Below are 16,820 nucleotides of genomic sequence, written 5' to 3'. Positions count from 1 at the left end.
CTCGGCAAATATTTCCACTTGGGCAGGAAACTTTTGCCGGAAGGCGGAAAAAACTGCCTTCGGATCGCTCTTGGTAAATCGAACACTAATACTTGACGACGCCTATGGTTTATTATTTCCTAATCGAGCGTGCTTTCGATTCGGCCGGCCGGGTTGCCCGGCGGTCGCGGCCGGATCGCCGTTGCGGCGGGCGCGCGCCAGGCATGGCCGCTTAGGCGTTGGTTAACCATCAATGCTGTCGATAGGGCCATGGTTCAGTTCATTGCAGAGATATCGAGCAACCACGCGCGCGACCCGGAGCGCTGCGCCGCGCTGATCGCGGCTGCCGCGCGGGCGGGCTGCGACGCGGTGAAGTTCCAGCTGTTCCGCATCGACCGGCTGTTCGCGCCGGAGATCCTGGCGGCCAGCGAGGAGCACCGGCGCCGGCGCGACTGGGAGCTGCCGGTCGCCATGATTCCCGGGCTGGCTGACGAGACGCGCCGGCAGGGCCTCGCCTTCGGCTGCACGCCGTTCGACCTGGACGCGGTGGACGAGCTGGCGCCGCACGTCGACTTCCTGAAGGTGGCATCCTACGAGCTGATCTGGCCGGACCTGATCCGCGCCTGCGCGCGCACCGGTCGACCGGTCATCCTGTCTTCCGGCATGGCGACGCTGGACGAGGTGGTGGCCGGCGTCGGCCACGCCCGCGCCGCCGGCTGCCGCGACCTCACGGTGCTGCACTGCATCTCCGCCTATCCGACGCCGGCGGCCGAGTGCAACCTGGCCGCGATGGGCACGATCGCGCGGACCTGCGGCGTCGCGGTCGGCTGGTCCGACCACAGCCGCAGCCCCGAGGTGGTGTTGCGCGCCGTCCATCGCTGGAATGCGGCCGCGATCGAGTTCCACCTCGACCTCGACGGCGCGGGTGCCGAATACGGCCCCGGCCATTGCTGGTTGCCCGACGAGATCGCCCCGGTGATCGCGGCCTGCCGCCAGGGCGTGGCCCTGGACGGCGACGGCATCAAGCGGCCACAGCCGAGCGAGGTCGACGACCGGGCCTGGCGCGCCGACCCCGGCGACGGCCTGCGGCCACTGCTTGCGACCCGGGCGGAATGGCTGAGGCGCAGCGCATGAACGCGCCGCACGGTGGCCCGCGTCGCGTCGTCGGCGTGATCCAGGCCCGGATGGGCTCGAGCCGCCTGCCGGGCAAGGCGCTGGCCGCGCTGGCCGGCAAGCCGGTGATCGGGCACGTGATCGCGCGGCTGCGGCGCGCGCAGCGGCTGGACCAGGTGGTGCTGGCGACGACCACGTCGCCGGCCGACGACCTGCTGGCCGCCTATGCGGCCGGGCAGGGGGTCACGGTGGTGCGCGGGTCGGAGACCAACGTGCTCGCCCGATTCATCCAGGCCGCCGAGCTGACCCGCGCCGACGTGGTGGTGCGGGTCACCGGCGATTGCCCGCTGGTCGACCCGTGGCTGGTCGACTATCTGGTCGACGCATTGCCGGAGGGTGCGGGCTATGTCCGCGTCGATCCCGACGGCGTGCTGATCGACGAAGGCATCGACCCCTGCGCCACGTGGGCGCTGCACCGGCTTGCCGCCCTTGCAGGCGACGACCCGGTGGCGCAGGAGCACGTCACCAGCTATTTCAAGGTACACCCCGAATTCGTGCCGGTGGCGCGCTGCGAGGCGCCGCCGGAACGGCGGTTCTCCGGCGCCAGGATTTCCGTCGACACCCCTGCCGACCTCCGCTTTCTCGAACTGGTCCATGCCCGGATGGGCGCGGCGCCCGGTGCGCTCGACGTCACCGAACTGGTTGCGCTGCTGCGGCGGGAACCCGCGCTGACCGCGGTCAACGCCCATGTGGCGCGCAAGCACACCAGCGTCGGCGAGCGCCGTGTCGTGATCCGCTGCGACGGCGACGGCCGCATCGGCCTCGGCCATGCCGTGCGCTGCCTGGCGATTGCCGAGGCGCTGCGCGATCGCCATGGCGGTCGCGTCCTGTTCGCAGTGGAGACCGGTGCGCCGGCGCGCGAGATGATCGCCGCGCATGGCTTTCGTCTGGCCGGCCCGCGCCGCGACGACGAGGCGGACGAAGCCGCCTGGCTCGACCGCGTGCTGCGCGAGGCCGATGCGGAGGCCCTGGTCGTCGACGTGCGCAGCGCGCTGCCGGCCGCCGCACTGAGCGGCTGGCGCGCCGCCGGCATCGCGGTCGCGACGGTGGACGACGGCAGTGCGCGTCGCCTCGCCGCCGACCTGGCCTTCTTCCCGCCGGTGCCGCAGCTCAGGGCAGAGAACAGGACCGGCTGCGCCGGCGCCCTCATCACGGGATCGAGTATCTGCCGATGCGCCGCGCCTTCGCCCGCGCGGTGCGGGCGCGCGAGGCCGGCGACAGCAGCCCGCCGCACGTGCTGGTGACCATGGGCGGGGCCGATCCCGCCGGTGCCACCGGGCTGGCGATCGAAGCATTGGCTCGCGTCGACCGGCCGCTGCGCGTGACCGTGCTGCTTGGCGCCGCGCATGCCGACCCGGACGGCGTTGCCGCGCGGCTGACCGGTCTGTTGCCCGATGCCCGCCTGTTGTGCGGTTGCGACGACATGCCGGCGCTGCTGGCCGATGCCGACCTGGCCGTCATCGCCTTCGGCATGACCGCCTACGAGGCCGCGGCGGTCGGCACCCCGACGCTGGCGCTGAGCCTGACCGAGGACCATGCGGCGAGCGCCGGCACGCTGGCCGAGGCTGGCGTTCTGGTCTCGGCCGGGCTGATCGTCGAATGCGACGCGCCCGCGCTGGCGGATGCGATCGGCACATTGCTCGACGACCCGGAAGGCCTGCGCCGGATGGGCCGCACCGCACGCAAGCTGATCGACGGCCGCGGTGCCGACCGGATCGCCGAACGTATCGTCGCGTGCCTCGCCATGCGCGAAGCCCGCACGCGCGAGGCGGCCTGAGATGGGCGCCGTCATGCCGAAGACCGGCGCGCCGGTCCACGCGGGACCGCGGCTGGCAAGCCGTGGCGACTTCACCGTGATCGACTGCGCGAGCTGTGGTTTCGCCCACGCCATGCCGCTGCCGGATGAGGCCGCGCTGTCGACGGTCTACAGCCACGACTACTATGCCACCGAGAAGCCCCTTTACCTGGAACGCTACGAGCAGGACCGGGCGTGGTGGCTCGACGTCTATGCCGACCGGCTGGCGACGGTCGAGGCTGCGACCGGCATTCGCGGCGGAACCGCGCTCGACATCGGCTGCGGGCCCGGCCTGTTCCTGGATGCCGCCCGGGACCGCGGCTGGCGGGTCGAAGGCATCGAACCGTCGCGCCAGGCCGCTGCCCATGCCCGCGGCCTGGGCCATGCGGTCCACGACGGCTTCTTCGACCCCGCCATGGCGGCGACGCTGGCGCCGGTCGACCTGATCCACATGGCCCTGGTGCTCGAGCACCTGCCGGACCCGGCCGCGATATTGTCTACGGCGCGCGGCCTGTTGAAGCCGGGCGGCGCGGTCTGCGTGGTCGTGCCGAACGACTTCAACCCGCTGCAGGCGGCTGCGCTGCAACAAGGGGTCGAGCCCTACTGGGTCGCGCCGCCGCACCACCTCAACTACTTCACGCCACATAGCCTGGGCCGCCTGCTGCAGGCCTGCGGCTTCGCGGTGGTTGAACGCACCGCGACCTTCCGATGGAGCTGTTCCTGCTGATGGGCGACCGCTATCCCGGCGACGACACCTGGGTCGCGCCTGCCACGAGCGCCGAAAGGCCTTCGAGACCGCCATGCGCTTCGCAGGCGAGGGCGACCGCCTGGCCGGGCTCTATCGCGCGTTCGCCGCGCTGGATCTTGGCCGCGAGATCGTCATGCTGGCGCAGCCGGCCGGCGATGCGGAGCCGGCGTCGTGACCCGGCCTGTTTTCATCGTCGGCAGCGGACGCTCCGGCACCGCGGCGCTGGCCAAGCTGCTGGCCGAGGTGCCCGGTGTGGAGATGCACCACGAATATCTGTGCACCCACATCCAGCCCGTCGCCGTGCGCTATCACATGGGGCTGGCCGACACCGCCGACGTGCGCGCCGCGGTGGCGTGCTGCCATGGCGCAGCGCTGCGGCTCACCGAGGCGGCCGTGTGGGGCGACAGCTCCAACAAGCTGTCGTGGATCATGCCGGTGCTGGCCGAGATGTTCCCCGACGCCCGTTTCGCCCATGTGGTCCGCGACGGCCGCAAGGTGGCCAGCTCCTATTTCCACAAGCTCGGCGACGAGTGCTACGACGACGCGGCGGTCGACGCCCTGTCGGCCTGGGTCGACGGCGATGCCGGCGCGCCGATGCCGCCGCCGGAGAAGCGCTACTGGTGGCCGATCCCGCGGCGCGGCGATCCGTTGCATCGGGCGTTCCGGCGCTTCGACCGGTTCCGGCGGGTCGCCTGGCATTGGGCCGAGGTCAACGCCGCCATCCTGCGCCACGCCGAGAACCTGGGCGCCGACCGCGTCGCGCGCTTCCGGCTGGAGGACCTGGTCGCCGACCAGGATGCCCTGGCCGGGCTGTTCGCCTTTCTGGACGTGCCGTTCGCGCCGGCGCTGTATGCCGCCTTCCGCCGTCCGCACAACGTCAACCGGCCGGAGGACTGGCTGCTGACCGCGCGCCAGCGCCGGCAGTTCGATGCCCTGGCCGGCCCGGTGATGGCGGCTCTCGGCTATGACGGCAGCCCCGAATACCGCGTCGACTACAACCCGCCGGTGGCTGCCGAATGAGCGATTCCTGCACCCTTTGCGGCAGTGCCGCGCTGCCCGCCGTCTACACCCCGCGCGGTACGGCGCGCGGCCTCGGCGTCCACGTCTGCGCCGGCTGCGGGCTGGTGCAGAGCCTTCCGCGGCGTGCGACGGCGCCGCGCCGTCCGGCCAGCGTGTCCGGCGGCGCCGACTGGGGCAACGTGCGCTACGGCAAGGCGTTCCGCGTTGCCGACACCATGGCGGCGCTGCGGGCCACGCTCGACGGCCGCGCGCCGCGGCGGATCCTCGACGTCGGCAGCAACCGCGGTGCCTTCCTGGCTGCGGCGCGCGACGCCTGGCCGCAGGCCGGGCTGACCGCGGTCGAACCCGACGAGCGCGTCGTCGCCGACTACGCCGGTATGGATGGACTGACGTTGCACCAAAGGCCGGTGGAAGAGGTCCCGCTGCCGGCCGCCGGCTTCGACCTGATCCATTGCAGCCACACGCTGGAACACCTTGCCGACCCGTTCGCGGTGCTGGCGGCGCTGGCGCGGGCTTTGGCGCCGGGCGGCGTCGCCTATCTCGAGGTGCCGAACCTCGACACCATCGACCGGGCGGATCTGGTCGAGGAATGGTTCATCGACAAGCACCTGTATCATTTCAGCCCCGCCACCTTCGCCGCGGGCATCGCGCGCGCCGGCCTGGCCGCGCCGGCCGGTATCGCCGCCGGCCTGCACCTCGCCGCCGTCGCCCGTCCGGGACCGGCCGCGGTGGCGCCCTCAGGCGACGATCCGGCCCGCACCACCGCACGCATCGCCGCCTATGCCGCGCGGCTGACGGCGGCGCAGACCACGCTGGTCCGGGCGGCCGAACGCATCGTCGGACTGGCCGAAGGCGGCCGGGTCGCCATCTGGGGTGCCGGGCGCATCCTCGATTCGCTGGTGCGCATCGGCGGCCTCGATCCGGCCCGGCTGGCGCTGGTCGTCGACCGGCACCTGGTCGCCCATGCCGAAAGTCTGCACGGCGTGCCGTTGCACGCGCCGGCCGCGCTGGCCGACGCGGCCGTCGATGTGGTGGTGATCGCATCGCGCGAGTTCGCCGGCGAGATCGCCGGCGAGGCGTCGGCGATCGTTCCGCACGCCCAACTCATAGCCTTCGCCGACCTGCTGGAAGCCCCGCAAAAACAACGCGCTGGCGCAACCATGCGTTAACCATTCGACCGGTAATGGTTAACGGTACAACGATTGGCGGACGAGATGACTGCTGCGACGCACGTTTCTCCCTCACCGTCGGCCGTGCTGGCCGATCATGCCGCCCAGGTCCGGCGGCTGGCGCTGACGGCGATCTATCGCGCCGGCTCCGGCCACCCCGGCGGGGCGCTGTCCGCGGCCGACATCATCACCTGCCTCTATCGCGCCGAGCTGCGCATCCGCCCCGACCAGCCCGACTGGCCCGACCGCGACCGCTTCGTGCTGTCGAAAGGCCATTCCTGCCCGGCGCTCTACGGTGCGCTGGCGGATGCGGGCCTGATCGAGCGCGACCTCGTGCCGGGCTTCCGCGGCCTCGGCAGCCCGCTGCAGGGCCACCCCTTCGCCAGCGGCCTGCCCTGGATCGAGGCGAGCACCGGCTCGCTGGGCCAGGGTTTCTCGCAGGCGATCGGCATGGCCATCGGCCTGCGTCACGCCGGCCGCGATGCCCGCGTCTATGTGATGCTCGGCGACGGCGAACTGCAGGAGGGCGAGGTCTGGGAGGGCGCGATGAGCGCCGCCCACTATCGCCTTTCCAACCTGTGCGCGATCGTCGACTACAACAAGCTGCAGAGCGACAACCGACCCGAGGCGATCATGGGGCTGGAGCCGCTGGGCGACAAATGGCGCGCCTTCGGCTGGAACGTGATCGCGATCGACGGCCATTCCATCCCGGCGATCCTCGCCGCCTTCGACTATGCCCGCGCCCACGAGGAGGGACCGACGGTCATCCTCGCCGACACCGTCAAGGGTCAGGGCGTCTCGTTTATGGCCGATGCCCCGAACTGGCACGGCAGCGTCAAGATTCGCGACCAGGAGCTGGAGCTGGCCCTGGTCGAACTGGGCGCCGAGGCGCCCGAGATCGCATGGGCCCTTGCGTCATGAGCATCGCGAAGCAACTGAAGACCGCCGAGGCGGCACCGCTCGTCCCGCAGCAGATCGGTTCGGCCGGCGACAGCCTGCGCGAGGCCTTCGGCAAGGCGCTGGTCCGGCTTGCCGCCGACGACGAGCGCGTGGTGGTGCTGGACGCGGACATTGCCGGCGGCACCGGCGCGCATCATTTCCGCGGCACCTATCCCAACCGCTTCTTCCAGTTCGGCATCGCCGAGCAGAACATGATGGCGGTGGCCGGCGGAATGGCGGCGACCGGCCTGGTGCCGGTGGTGACCAGCTTCGCGGTGTTCTGCCTGCGCGCGATCGAGCAGGCCCGGCTGTCGATCGCCTACGACCGCCGCAATGTGAAGATCGTGGCCAGCCATCCCGGCCTCGACACCGGCCCGGACGGTGCCTCGGCGCAGGCGCTGGAAGACCTGGCCGCATTCCGCGCCATTCCTGGCATGACCGTGGTCTCGCCGGCCGATCCGACGGAAATGGCGCTCGCTGCCGCCGCCGTGCTGGCCCATGACGGACCGGTCTACATGCGCACGGGCCGCAGCCCCAGCCGACGCATCTTCGGCGCGGACCACGCCTTCGCCCTCGGCAAGGGCCGGGTTGTGCGCGAGGGCGCCGACGTCACCATCGTCGCCTGCGGGGTCGAGGTCGCACGTGCGCTCGATGCCGCCGAGATCCTCGCCGGCAAGGGCCGCTCCGCCCGCGTGGTCAACATGGCGACGATCAAACCGATCGACGCCGAGCTGCTGGTGCGCAGCGCGCGTCGCACCGGCTGCATCGTCACCGCCGAGGACCACAACGTGCACGGCGGCCTCGGCAGTGCGGTGGCAGAGGCGCTGGCGGCGACCGAGCCGTGCCCGATCGAGTTCGTCGGCGTGCGCGACTGTTTCGGCGAGTCCGGCGAGCCGGACGAGCTTGCCGAGAAATATGGCCTGACCGGCCCGCACATCGCGGCCGCAGCGCTGCGCGCTATGGCCCGCAAGGCCGGCTGAGCCGTGGCCGACCTCGACGGCAAGGTGGCGCTGGTCACCGGCGGTTCGCGCGGTATCGGCCGCGCGATCGCGCTGGCGCTTGCGGCCGCCGGCGCGAAGGTCGCGCTGACCTATCAGACGGACCCCGACGCCGCGGCCGAGGCGGTCGCCGCAATCGAGGGGGCTGGCGGCAGCGCCGCCGGCTTCCAGCTCGACGTGCGCGATCGCGGCCGCGCCGGTGCCGTGCTCAACGAGGTTGCCGAGACGCATGGCGGCCTGCACGTGCTGGTCAACAACGCCGGCATCAACAAGCCGACCGATTTCGATCAAGTCAGCGATGCCGACTGGGACGAGATCCTGGCCGTCAACCTGCGCGGGCCGTTCGTGCTTTCTCAGCTGGCGCTGCCGCTGCTGGAGCGGTCGGGCGGCGGCTCGATCGTGATGATCGGTTCGGTCAGCGGCCAGTATGGCGGGCCGCGCACGGCGCACTATGCCGCCTCCAAGGCCGGCCTGATCTCGCTGGGCCAGGTCATCGCGCGCTTCGGCGCGGCCCGCAACATCCGCTGCAACACGGTCGCGGCCGGGCTGATCGCGTCCGACATGGCCGCCAGCGGCATGGCCAACCCCGCGGTGGCGAAGGCGGCCGCGACGATCCCGCTGGGCCGGCTCGGCACGGCCGGCGAGGTGGCCGCTGCCGTCGTCTGGCTCGCCTCGGACGCCAGCAGCTATGTCACCGCGCAGACGGTGAACGTGAACGGGGGGCTCTACTTTTGACCCCGACCATCCTTTTCGTCGGCGGCGGAACCGAGATCGTTCCCGCGGTGAAGCGGGCGATGGACCTGGGCTGCCGCGTTCTGGTCGCCGACCGCGACCCGAACGCGCCGGGCTGCCGCGTGGCCGACGGCGTGCTGAAGGCCAGCGCCTATCATCCCGATGAGGTGCGCCGCGCCGCGCTGGCGCATGTTGCCGCCGGCAATGCCATCGACGCGGTGCTGGCGCTGGCGACCGACTGTCCCAACAGCGTGGCGGCGGTGGCCGAGGCGCTGGAACTGCCGGGGCCGAGCGTGGCCGTGGGCGAGCGGGCGGTCGACAAGCTGGCGATGAAGAACAAGTTCGCCGCCGACGGCGTCGCCCAGCCGTGGTTCATCGAGATCCGCGACCTGTTCGCGCTGCGCCGGCACGTGGCGGCGATGGGCTTTCCGGTGGTGCTGAAGCCGGCGGATTCGCGCGGCGCGCGCGGCGTACTGCGGCTGACCGGCGGCGAGGATCTGGCCTGGGCGTTCCGGTTCGCGATGGGCTTCTCGCCCAGCCGGCGCCTGGTGCTGGAGCGGTTCGTCGACGGGCCGCAGATCAGCACCGAGAGCCTGGTCGTCGACGGCGTCGCCCATACGCCCGGCTTCTCCGACCGCAACTACGAGCTGATCGAGGCCTATGCGCCGCACATCATCGAGAATGGCGGCGACCTGCCGAGCTTCCTGCCGGCCCCGATCCAGGACAAGGTCCGCACCCTGGTCGACCGGGCGGCCGCCAGCCTCGGCGTGCGCAACGGCGTGGTGAAGGGCGACATCGTGGTGCGCGAAGGCGAGCCGATGGTGATCGAGATGGCCGCGCGCCTGTCCGGCGGCTATTTCTGTTCGCACGAGATTCCGCTGAACACCGGCGTCGACTTCGTCGGCGCGGCGATCCGCCAGGCGCTCGGCGAGACCATCGACCCGGCGGAGCTCGCGCCCCGCTTCCAGCGCCACGTCTCCCAGCGCTATCTGTTCCCGCATCCCGGCCAGATCCTCGCCATCGACGGCGCGCGCGGCATCCCCGCATTGCCCGGCGTGTCGTTCTTCTCGCTGCGCTGCAAGGTCGGCGACGTGATCGGGCCGATCGATTGCCACCCCGCCCGCGGCGGCGTGGTGATCGCGACCGGGGCGGACCGCGAGACCGCGCAGGCCAACGCCCGGCGCGCCATCGACGCCGTGGAGATCACCACCACCGCCGTCGTCGCCGCGGAGTAGCCCTCCGGGCACCATGTCGGCACTCGAGACCTATCGCCGGATCGGCTCCGATCGCATCGCGAGCGGCGACATCGCCGGTGCGCTGGCGCCGCTGCGCATCGCCCGGCGGCTGGCGCCGACGGACGCGGCCGTCGGCCAGGTGCTGGGCCAGCTACTGTTCGTGCTGGGCGAGCAGGAGCGCGGCGCCGGCCGCCTGGAATCGGCGCGCAACTACTTCGCCGAGGGTGTCGGCCATGCGCCGGACGATGCCGCTCTGTGGAACGGGCTCGGCCAGTGCTGCGTGGCGGTCGGCGACGTGGCGGAGGGCGTCGAGTGCTATCGACGCGCCCGCCGGCTGCGCCCCGACGCGGCGATCATCCACAGCAATCTGGGTAATGCGCTGGTGCGGCTGAACCGGGACGAGGCGGCGGACGAGGCCTATGCGCGCGCGTCGCTGCTGCTGCCCGACGACCCGGAGATCCGCCACAACCGCGCGCTGCACATGCTGCGCCGTGGCCGGCTGGCGGAGGGCTGGGACGAATACCGGGCGCGCCTGCTGCGCCCGGGCTGCCGGCCGCCGCTCGACGGCCCGGAGTGGGACGGCGGCGATCCGGCCGGCCGCACCATCGCCGTATGGAGCGAGCAGGGGATCGGCGACGAGCTGATGTTCGGCACCTGCGTTCCCGATCTTGCCGCGCAGGCGGGCCATGTGGTCTGGGAATGCGCGCCCAAGCTGGCCGGCCTCCTGCAGCGGTCCCTGCCGCAGGTCAGCGTCGTCGCGCGCCCGGCGGCCGCGGCCGAGGCGCAAACGGCTGAGGAACGGTTCCCGTGGCGGCCGCAGGTGCCGGCGATCGACGGCTGGATCGGCGTAGCCGGCCTGGCGGCCGTCTACCGCCGGTCGATCGCGAATTTTCCGTCGGCCGCCGGCTTCGCCTGCGCCGACCCGAAACGGCGGGCCGATGCGGCCGCCTGGCTCGCGGCACTGCCGCAGCCGCGGGTCGGCCTGTGCTGGCGCGGGGGCGTGGTCACCCAGACCCGCAGCCTGGTCTACGCTGGCGTGACGGAGATGGCGCGGCTGGTGCGCGAGACCGGAATCACGCCGGTGTTGCTGCAGTATCGCGCCGACGACACCGAACGCGCCGCCTTGAGCGGCCTCGGTATCGACGTGCACGCGATGCCGGGCCTGGATCTGTTCGACGACATCGAGGGCGCGGCGGCGCTGATCGCGGAACTGGACCTCGTCGTCGCGGCCGGCACCTCGGTGGCAGAACTCGCCGGCGCACTCGGCGTGCCGGTCTGGCGCTTCGGGCCGCAATCGGATTTCACGCTGCTCGGCAGCGGCAGTCGGCCCTGGTTTCCGTCGATGCGGGTCTTCACCAAGCCGGATGCGGAGCGCGACTGGTCCGCGCTGTTCGAACGGATGGCGTCCGAATTAAGACTGCGTTCAGCGGGCCGGCCCTAGTCTGCGTTCAGGCGGTCTCGTCGACCAGGTTGGCCCTGGGCGGCAGGCCCTGCTTCCGTGCCCGCTCCAGCAGGTTCTCCGGCGGGATGCGGTCCATGACCTCGCCCGTGCGCGGGTTGATGATCTCGATGATGGTACGCCCCGACTTCTTGTCGAACACCATGTTGAGATTGCGACCGCGCCGCTCTTCGGCCGGGTCTTCGGGCACGCGGACGGGCCGCTTCGGCTTGTCGTCCACGGTGTTGTCGTTCTGGGCAGCACCCCGCGTCGCCCCATTGCCGCCGCGTTCGCGCGCGACGGCACCCCCGCCGCCGCCGCGGTCGCCCGGCTCGATCGGCCGGATCTGCTGCGGCGTGACGGCAAGGCTGAGGGCGCCCGGCTTCTGGCTCTCGGAGCCGACCGGGGAGACCTGCGACACTGCCAATGTCGATTCAGCTAACATGGTTCGCACCTATGGCACACGCATGCATCGAACCATGCAGCGAAGTCAATGTCAAAGACGAATATTTCGAATTTTATCTATCTATTTAGGATTTACCATGTTTCGGATTCGTCGGTTGTTCAACAATTTCAAAGAAATCGCTGGAAATCGTAGTTAATACTTTCTGAACCAGCTCCGACGCCGGCGTGTGGCGCGACGCGGCGTGGGTGGTCGTGTTGGGGTGCCAAGGGCGCCGGCCCTGCTGGCCGAGCATGGACCAGTCCACCCCGCGCACGACCCTGACAGTCGGCCGGCCGAGCGCGCCGGCGATCTCGCAGACCGACGTCGCCGCACTCACGACCGTGTCGAGCGCGGCCACCAGGGCCGCAACGTCGTCCAGCGCGTCCATCAGGTCGAGTCCCGGCGGCTGGTGCACCGGTGTGCCGAGAGCATCGGCATGAGACACCAGCGCCGGCCCGCCCGCCCCGTATTGCAGATTGACCACGGCGAAGGCCGGATCGGTGAGCAGCGGTGCCCAGTCTGCCAGCGGGACCACCAGCGAATCGCGATGGCCGCCGCCGATGCCGCTGCGCCAGCACAGGCCGACGCTGCGCGCCCGCCCGCCGTCGGTGATGCCGTCGAGCCAGTTGCGCCAATGCGCGACCCGCCCGGGATCGGCCGTGAGATAGCCGGCTTCGCGCGGGAAGTCCGCCGGGCTGCTGCGGAACCACAGCGGCAGCGTGCCGGCCGGGACGAAGGCGTCGATCGCGGTGTGGGTCAGCCAGTCGCGCCGGTTGGCGCGCCGGCGGTCAGCGGTCAGCTGGTACGGCCGGATCTCGCAGCCGGGCAGCGAGCGGGCGAACAGCGCGCCCAGGCGCGGATCGCACTCGACCACCAGCGTGGTGCGCGGCTGGGCCGCCTGGAGGTCCGAAAGGCAGGAGGCGAACATCAGCTCGTCGCCCAGCCCCTGCTCGGCGCAGACCAGCAGCCGGCCGCACGGATCGCCCGGCCCGGTCCACTCGCGTATCCCGTGCGGCGCGGCGAAGCCGTGACGCACCTGGCGCCGCGCCTCGAGCAGGCGCCACCCCTCGCTGAGGTCGCCCCGGTTCAGCAGCAGCTGGCCCAGATTGACGGCGGCCTCGGCGTTGTTCGGGTCGGCGGCGACGGCGCGTTGCAGCACCTCGATCGCCGCGTCGAGCCGCTCGTCGCTCCACAACGCGGTGCCGAGGTTGTTGAGGGCGGGTGCGAAGTGCGGGTCGATGGCGATCGCGCTGTGCCACGCCGCACAGGCGCCGTCGGGGTCGTCGATGTCCTGCAGCGCCAGGCCGAGGTTGTTCAATGCGGGCACCAGCGTCGGGTCGATCGCCAGCGCGGCGCGATAGGCGAAGACGGCACCCTGCGGGTCGCCGCATGCCGCCCGCGCCGTGCCCAGTGCGGCATGGGCCGCAGCGTCGCGCGGGTTCAGGGTGATGGCACGCGCAAGATGCTCGGCCGCCTTGGCGTGGTCGCCGGCGGCAGTGCGCAGCTCGGCCATGTTGCGATGGAACATCGCCGCGGCCGGGTTCAGCGCGATGGCGCGTTCGATGAAGGCGATTCCCGTGCTGGTGCGACCCATCTGGTGGGCGAGCACGCCGGTCAGGTGCAGCGCGTCGGCGTTGTCCGGTTCGGTCGCCAACAGGTCCTGGTAGGCGGTCAGCGCGGCGGCGTACTGGCCGGCGCGATGCAGCGCGATTGCGCGCGCGAGCGGCGCCGTCATGGCCGTGCCAGCGCGTTGCGCGCGGCGGCGACGGCTGGTGCCATCGCGGCCGGGCCGTACCACTCGCGGGCCAGCTGCACCGTGTCCATGCTGCGGCTGTAGGGGCTGTGCGTGCGGCCCAGCATCGACCAGTCGTTGCCGCGCAGCAGGCGCACGGTCGGACGGCCGATGGCCCCGGCCAGGCAGGCGACGGCGGTCGGGGCGGCGACGACGAGGTCCAGGCCGGCCATCAGCGCGGCGACGCCGTCGAGATCGTCGAACTGGTCGAGGCCCGGCGGCGCGCTCACGGTCGCGCCGGTCCCGGCCAAAGCGGGCGCCCAGCATGTGCCGCGCGGGTCGTCATATTGCAGGTTGACGAACTGCGCGTCGGGGAAGGTCTCGAACAGCGCGCGCCAGGCCTCGATCGGCGGCACGCGGCCCGCACGCTGGGCGTTGTCGATGCTGCTGCGCGCATTGATGCCGATCTTCGGGCCGCTGCCCAGACCGTCGAGCCACCGGCGCCAGTGCGCGGCCTTGGCGGCGTCGGCGACGAGATAGGGCCGGCCGTCCAGCCGGTCGAGGCGGTGGCGCGGCAGGTCCGACATCGCGGCGACCGCATCGATCGGCTCATGGGCCGAGATCCAGCCGTAGCTGGCGCGCACCATGCCCGCGGCGCCGTCCGCCACAGTATTCCGCGCCGGTTCGATGATGGCCGCAGGCCAGGCGCGGGCGAACAGGGGGGCGAGCTTGGCCGCGCATTCGACGATCAGCGCGCCGTCCGGCCCGATCTCGCGCAGCAGCGGCGGGATGCCGGCGGCGAAGATCAACTGGTCGCCGACGCCCTGCTCGGCGCACAGCAGCACACGCTTGCCGGCGCAGGCTTGACCGGCCCAGGCGCGTCGGCTGAGCGGCGCGGGCGGCAGCTCGCCGTTGACGCGCCACCGCGCTCCATAAGCCGCCCAGCCTTCGTCGAGTCGGCCGCTGCCCAGCAGAGCGAGCGCGCGCTCGGTCTCCACCGCGGCATCGGCGACGCCGGCAGCCACGGCGTCGCCGAACGCGGCGGCGGCGGTGGCGAAGCGGCCGTTCTCGAGAGCGGCCGCGCCGTGCTTGACCGCTAGGTCGCCGCGCCGGGGGGCGAGGGCGCGCGCGTGCGCGAATACCTGCTCGGCGCGCAGGAAGCGGCCGGCACGCAGGCTGGCGACCCCCAGCAGGTCGAGCAGGTCGGGCTGGCCGGGCAGGGTCGCGGCGGCCCGTTCCAGGCCGTCGGCGGCGCGGGCGGGCTCGTTCATGGCCAGCAGCAGTTCCGCCCGCGCCATCCGGGCCGTCGCCAACTGCGGTGCCGAGGCGATCGCCGCGTCGTAAGCGGCCAGCGCGGCCGGGTTGTCGCCGAGGGTGCGGCAGACGTCGCCGAGAGCGCAGTGGATGTCGGCCCGTGCCGGCGCTGAGCCTCGGGCCCGCTCCAGCTTGGCGCGGGCGGCCGCATGCCAGCCGCCGGCGCGGTCGATCGCGGCGAGCATGGTCAGCGCATTGGGTTCGTCGGGGTCGGCGGCCAGCGTCAGGCGATACAGCGCGGCGGCCGCGTCGGTGCGGCCTTCGCGGTGGTGCGCGACGGCACGGTCGAGCAGCGCACTGGCGTCCATCTGCAGGCGTGCCTCGCAGCGGAAGGTCAAAGGCCGAGATCGGCCTTGACGATCCTGGCCAGGCCGGCGATCTGCTCGGCGTGGTTCTCCTCGCGGTTCAGCTTGAACGCGCGCACGCAGGGGAACCAGGGATAGCGCTCGCAGCCGAGGGTCGACCAGTCCGCACCGACGGACACGCGCCATGCCGGCGTGCCGACGGCGCCCGCCAGCTGCGCGACGGCGGTCGGTGCCGACACAACCAGGTCGAGCGCCGCGATCAGGTTTGCGGTGCGGTCGAGATCGTTGGTCATGTCGAGATCGTCGAAGCGGTGCAGCCGAAGGCCGTGGGCCGCCTCGAGCGCGATCCGCTCGGTCGAGCTGTCGTCGTACTGCAGGTCGATAAAGGTCGCGCCGGGCAGCGACAGCAACGGGGTGTACGACATCAGCGAGGCATAGAGCCACTTGCGCTGCTCGTTGCGCACGCTGCTGCGCCAGCACAGGCCGATCTTGGGGCCGTCGCCCAGCCTGGCCAGGCGGCGGCGCCAGCCGGCGACGCTGCGGCCGTCGGAGCGGACCAGCGGCTCGTCGCGGCCCAGGGCCGCCGGCGCCTTGTGCAGCATCAGCGGCAAAGAGCCGGACGGGCAGAACACGCTCGGCTGCTGGTGATCGGGCAGTTCGTCGAGCCAGCTGTAGCTGTGCCGGCGGAAGCCCTCGTCGTCGCGCCAGGTGATGGCCGCCTCCACTGTCGCGGTCGGGAAGGCGCGACGGAACAGCGGCACCAGCTTGGGAGCGCATTCGATGACCACGTGCGCGGCCTTCGCGATCACGTCCGGGATGCAGGCGGCGAACATCAGCTCGTCGCCGATGCCCTGTTCGCAGGCGATCAGCAGGGACTGGCCGGTCAGGCTGCTGCCGTCCCACTGCGGGATCTGCAGCTGCTCGTGGATGCAGTCGAGGCCGGGCGCGCTGCGCATCCACCGGTTCTCGTACATCGGCAAGCCGTTGCGCAGATCGCCGAGGCCGAGATTGGTCAGGGCCAGGTTCCAGCCGGCATCGCCGTAATTGGGGTCCAGTTCCAGCGCGCGGCCGAGCGTGGTGGCCGCCTGCGGCAGGCGGTCGGTCTCCATCAGCAGCACGCCGAGGTTATAGAAGGTGCCGGCATTCTCCGGATCCAGGCTCAGCGCGCGATAATAGGCGCTTTCCGCCTCGTCGTTGCGGCCGAGGCGGTGCAATGTGTTGCCCAGGTTGATCAGGGCCGACGGCCATGCCGGCTGACGGTCCAGCGCCTCGCGGTAGTTGGCGACCGCGGTGGTGTATTCGCGCTGGCCGACCAGGGCATTGGCCAGGTTGTAGTAGATGGTGGGGTCGTTCGGCGACAGGTTCAGGGCCGCGCGATAGGCGACGCAGGCTTCCTCGTAGGCGCCGAGCCGGGCGAGGCAGACGCCGAGGTTGTAGTGGCTGGCGGCATGGGTCGGCTCGATCGCCAGCGCACGCCGGTAGGCGCCGAGCGCCTGCGGCTCGAACCCGCCGGCCTGCAGGGCGTTGCCGTGATAGAAGTGGAACAGCGCATTGTCGGGCCGCGAGCGGGCGGCGACGGAAAGATGGCGGATCGCAGCACCGGCTTCGCCGTTGCCGAGTTCGACCATGCCGAGCAGGAAGCGGGCGCTGGCGTTCGACAGATCCTCGGCCAGGATCGCCTTGCAGATATGCGCGGCTTCCGCCAGCCGTCCGGCGTTGAACAGCTCCAGGGCATGGCTGAGCGCGGTCTCGCTGCGCGCCGGCATTGTCTGGGTCGTGGGCATCGCCTCTGTGCCTC

The 16,820-nt window shown here is 71.8% G+C and carries 16 protein-coding genes; 12 read left to right on the top strand and 4 right to left on the bottom strand.

Features of this window, described 5'->3' with window-relative positions; translation table 11 throughout:
- The first annotated feature begins 249 nt into the window (after positions 1-249).
- The 12 genes from R3F55_19745 (at position 250) to R3F55_19690 (ending at position 11,229) form a co-directional block, all read left to right on the top strand.
- Complete coding sequence (locus tag R3F55_19745; GenBank protein ID MEZ5669629.1) at positions 250-1,113, top strand: N-acetylneuraminate synthase family protein; 864 nt, start codon at positions 250-252, stop codon at positions 1,111-1,113.
- Positions 1,110-2,396 (top strand): NTP transferase domain-containing protein, encoded by a 1,287-nt coding sequence (locus R3F55_19740; GenBank protein ID MEZ5669628.1) that lies wholly within the window; start codon positions 1,110-1,112, stop codon positions 2,394-2,396. The genes R3F55_19745 and R3F55_19740 overlap by 4 nt, the downstream gene beginning before the upstream one ends.
- Positions 2,324-2,929 (top strand): glycosyltransferase, encoded by a 606-nt coding sequence (locus tag R3F55_19735; GenBank protein MEZ5669627.1) that lies wholly within the window; start codon positions 2,324-2,326, stop codon positions 2,927-2,929. Before R3F55_19740 ends, R3F55_19735 begins: the two co-directional genes overlap by 73 nt.
- A 1-nt stretch (position 2,930) precedes the next feature.
- On the top strand, positions 2,931-3,674 hold the full coding sequence (locus R3F55_19730) for a class I SAM-dependent methyltransferase (GenBank protein ID MEZ5669626.1): 744 nt from the start codon (positions 2,931-2,933) through the stop codon (positions 3,672-3,674).
- Between the two features lie 73 nt (positions 3,675-3,747).
- Positions 3,748-3,870: a hypothetical protein gene (locus R3F55_19725; protein MEZ5669625.1), complete on the top strand. Its 123-nt coding sequence runs from the start codon at positions 3,748-3,750 to the stop codon at positions 3,868-3,870.
- Complete coding sequence (locus R3F55_19720) at positions 3,867-4,715, top strand: sulfotransferase (GenBank protein ID MEZ5669624.1); 849 nt, start codon at positions 3,867-3,869, stop codon at positions 4,713-4,715. Before R3F55_19725 ends, R3F55_19720 begins: the two co-directional genes overlap by 4 nt.
- Positions 4,712-5,884, top strand: a complete 1,173-nt coding sequence (locus tag R3F55_19715; GenBank protein ID MEZ5669623.1) for a class I SAM-dependent methyltransferase — start codon at positions 4,712-4,714, stop codon at positions 5,882-5,884. The genes R3F55_19720 and R3F55_19715 overlap by 4 nt, the downstream gene beginning before the upstream one ends.
- A gap of 45 nt (positions 5,885-5,929) precedes the next feature.
- A complete protein-coding gene (locus R3F55_19710; GenBank protein ID MEZ5669622.1) occupies positions 5,930-6,805 on the top strand; it encodes a transketolase in 876 nt (291 codons plus the stop codon).
- On the top strand, positions 6,802-7,803 hold the full coding sequence (locus R3F55_19705) for a transketolase C-terminal domain-containing protein (GenBank protein MEZ5669621.1): 1,002 nt from the start codon (positions 6,802-6,804) through the stop codon (positions 7,801-7,803). Before R3F55_19710 ends, R3F55_19705 begins: the two co-directional genes overlap by 4 nt.
- Positions 7,804-7,806: 3 nt before the next feature.
- Positions 7,807-8,556 carry an SDR family oxidoreductase gene (locus R3F55_19700; GenBank protein ID MEZ5669620.1) on the top strand — a complete coding sequence of 250 codons (750 nt, stop codon included), beginning with the start codon at positions 7,807-7,809 and terminating at the stop codon, positions 8,554-8,556.
- Entirely contained in the window at positions 8,553-9,788 is a 1,236-nt protein-coding gene (locus tag R3F55_19695) for an ATP-grasp domain-containing protein (GenBank protein MEZ5669619.1), read from the top strand. Before R3F55_19700 ends, R3F55_19695 begins: the two co-directional genes overlap by 4 nt.
- 13 nt (positions 9,789-9,801) lie before the next feature.
- Positions 9,802-11,229, top strand: coding sequence for a hypothetical protein (locus R3F55_19690; GenBank protein ID MEZ5669618.1), 1,428 nt, complete (start codon positions 9,802-9,804; stop codon positions 11,227-11,229).
- A gap of 7 nt (positions 11,230-11,236) precedes the next feature.
- Here R3F55_19690 and R3F55_19685 read toward each other — a convergent pair whose 3' ends face one another.
- The 4 genes from R3F55_19685 to R3F55_19670 all read right to left on the bottom strand — a co-directional run bounded on the left by R3F55_19685 (position 11,237) and on the right by R3F55_19670 (position 16,806).
- Complete coding sequence (locus tag R3F55_19685; GenBank protein MEZ5669617.1) at positions 11,237-11,647, bottom strand: flagellar protein FlaG; 411 nt, start codon at positions 11,645-11,647, stop codon at positions 11,237-11,239.
- A 109-nt stretch (positions 11,648-11,756) separates the two neighbouring features.
- Positions 11,757-13,406 carry a tetratricopeptide repeat protein gene (locus R3F55_19680; GenBank protein MEZ5669616.1) on the bottom strand — a complete coding sequence of 550 codons (1,650 nt, stop codon included), beginning with the start codon at positions 13,404-13,406 and terminating at the stop codon, positions 11,757-11,759.
- Complete coding sequence (locus R3F55_19675) at positions 13,403-15,025, bottom strand: tetratricopeptide repeat protein (protein MEZ5669615.1); 1,623 nt, start codon at positions 15,023-15,025, stop codon at positions 13,403-13,405. The genes R3F55_19680 and R3F55_19675 overlap by 4 nt, the downstream gene beginning before the upstream one ends.
- Positions 15,026-15,051: 26 nt before the next feature.
- The gene (locus tag R3F55_19670; protein MEZ5669614.1) at positions 15,052-16,806 is read right to left on the bottom strand and encodes a tetratricopeptide repeat-containing glycosyltransferase family protein; all 1,755 of its coding nucleotides are present in this window, start codon (positions 16,804-16,806) and stop codon (positions 15,052-15,054) included.
- Between the last annotated feature and the right edge of the window lie 14 nt (positions 16,807-16,820).

The organism is Alphaproteobacteria bacterium, assembly GCA_041396705.1.
GTDB lineage: Bacteria > Pseudomonadota > Alphaproteobacteria > CALKHQ01 > CALKHQ01 > CALKHQ01.
Note: the sequence above shows the minus strand (reverse complement) of the source record. Positions and strands in the feature narration are given on the sequence as shown.

Excerpts from the sequence above, each read along its gene's own strand:
- R3F55_19725 (MEZ5669625.1), top strand. The coding sequence starts at position 3,748 with ATGCGCTTCGCAGGCGAGGGCGACCGCCTGGCCGGGCTCTATCGCGCG.
- R3F55_19670 (MEZ5669614.1), bottom strand. The coding sequence starts at position 16,806 with ATGCCCACGACCCAGACAATGCCGGCGCGCAGCGAGACCGCGCTCAGC.
- R3F55_19675 (MEZ5669615.1), bottom strand. The coding sequence starts at position 15,025 with ATGGACGCCAGTGCGCTGCTCGACCGTGCCGTCGCGCACCACCGCGAA.
- R3F55_19690 (MEZ5669618.1), top strand. The coding sequence starts at position 9,802 with ATGTCGGCACTCGAGACCTATCGCCGGATCGGCTCCGATCGCATCGCG.
- R3F55_19745 (MEZ5669629.1), top strand. The coding sequence starts at position 250 with ATGGTTCAGTTCATTGCAGAGATATCGAGCAACCACGCGCGCGACCCG.
- R3F55_19730 (MEZ5669626.1), top strand. The coding sequence starts at position 2,931 with ATGGGCGCCGTCATGCCGAAGACCGGCGCGCCGGTCCACGCGGGACCG.
- R3F55_19735 (MEZ5669627.1), top strand. The coding sequence starts at position 2,324 with ATGCGCCGCGCCTTCGCCCGCGCGGTGCGGGCGCGCGAGGCCGGCGAC.
- R3F55_19715 (MEZ5669623.1), top strand. The coding sequence starts at position 4,712 with ATGAGCGATTCCTGCACCCTTTGCGGCAGTGCCGCGCTGCCCGCCGTC.
- R3F55_19740 (MEZ5669628.1), top strand. The coding sequence starts at position 1,110 with ATGAACGCGCCGCACGGTGGCCCGCGTCGCGTCGTCGGCGTGATCCAG.
- R3F55_19680 (MEZ5669616.1), bottom strand. The coding sequence starts at position 13,406 with ATGACGGCGCCGCTCGCGCGCGCAATCGCGCTGCATCGCGCCGGCCAG.
- R3F55_19710 (MEZ5669622.1), top strand. The coding sequence starts at position 5,930 with ATGACTGCTGCGACGCACGTTTCTCCCTCACCGTCGGCCGTGCTGGCC.
- R3F55_19705 (MEZ5669621.1), top strand. The coding sequence starts at position 6,802 with ATGAGCATCGCGAAGCAACTGAAGACCGCCGAGGCGGCACCGCTCGTC.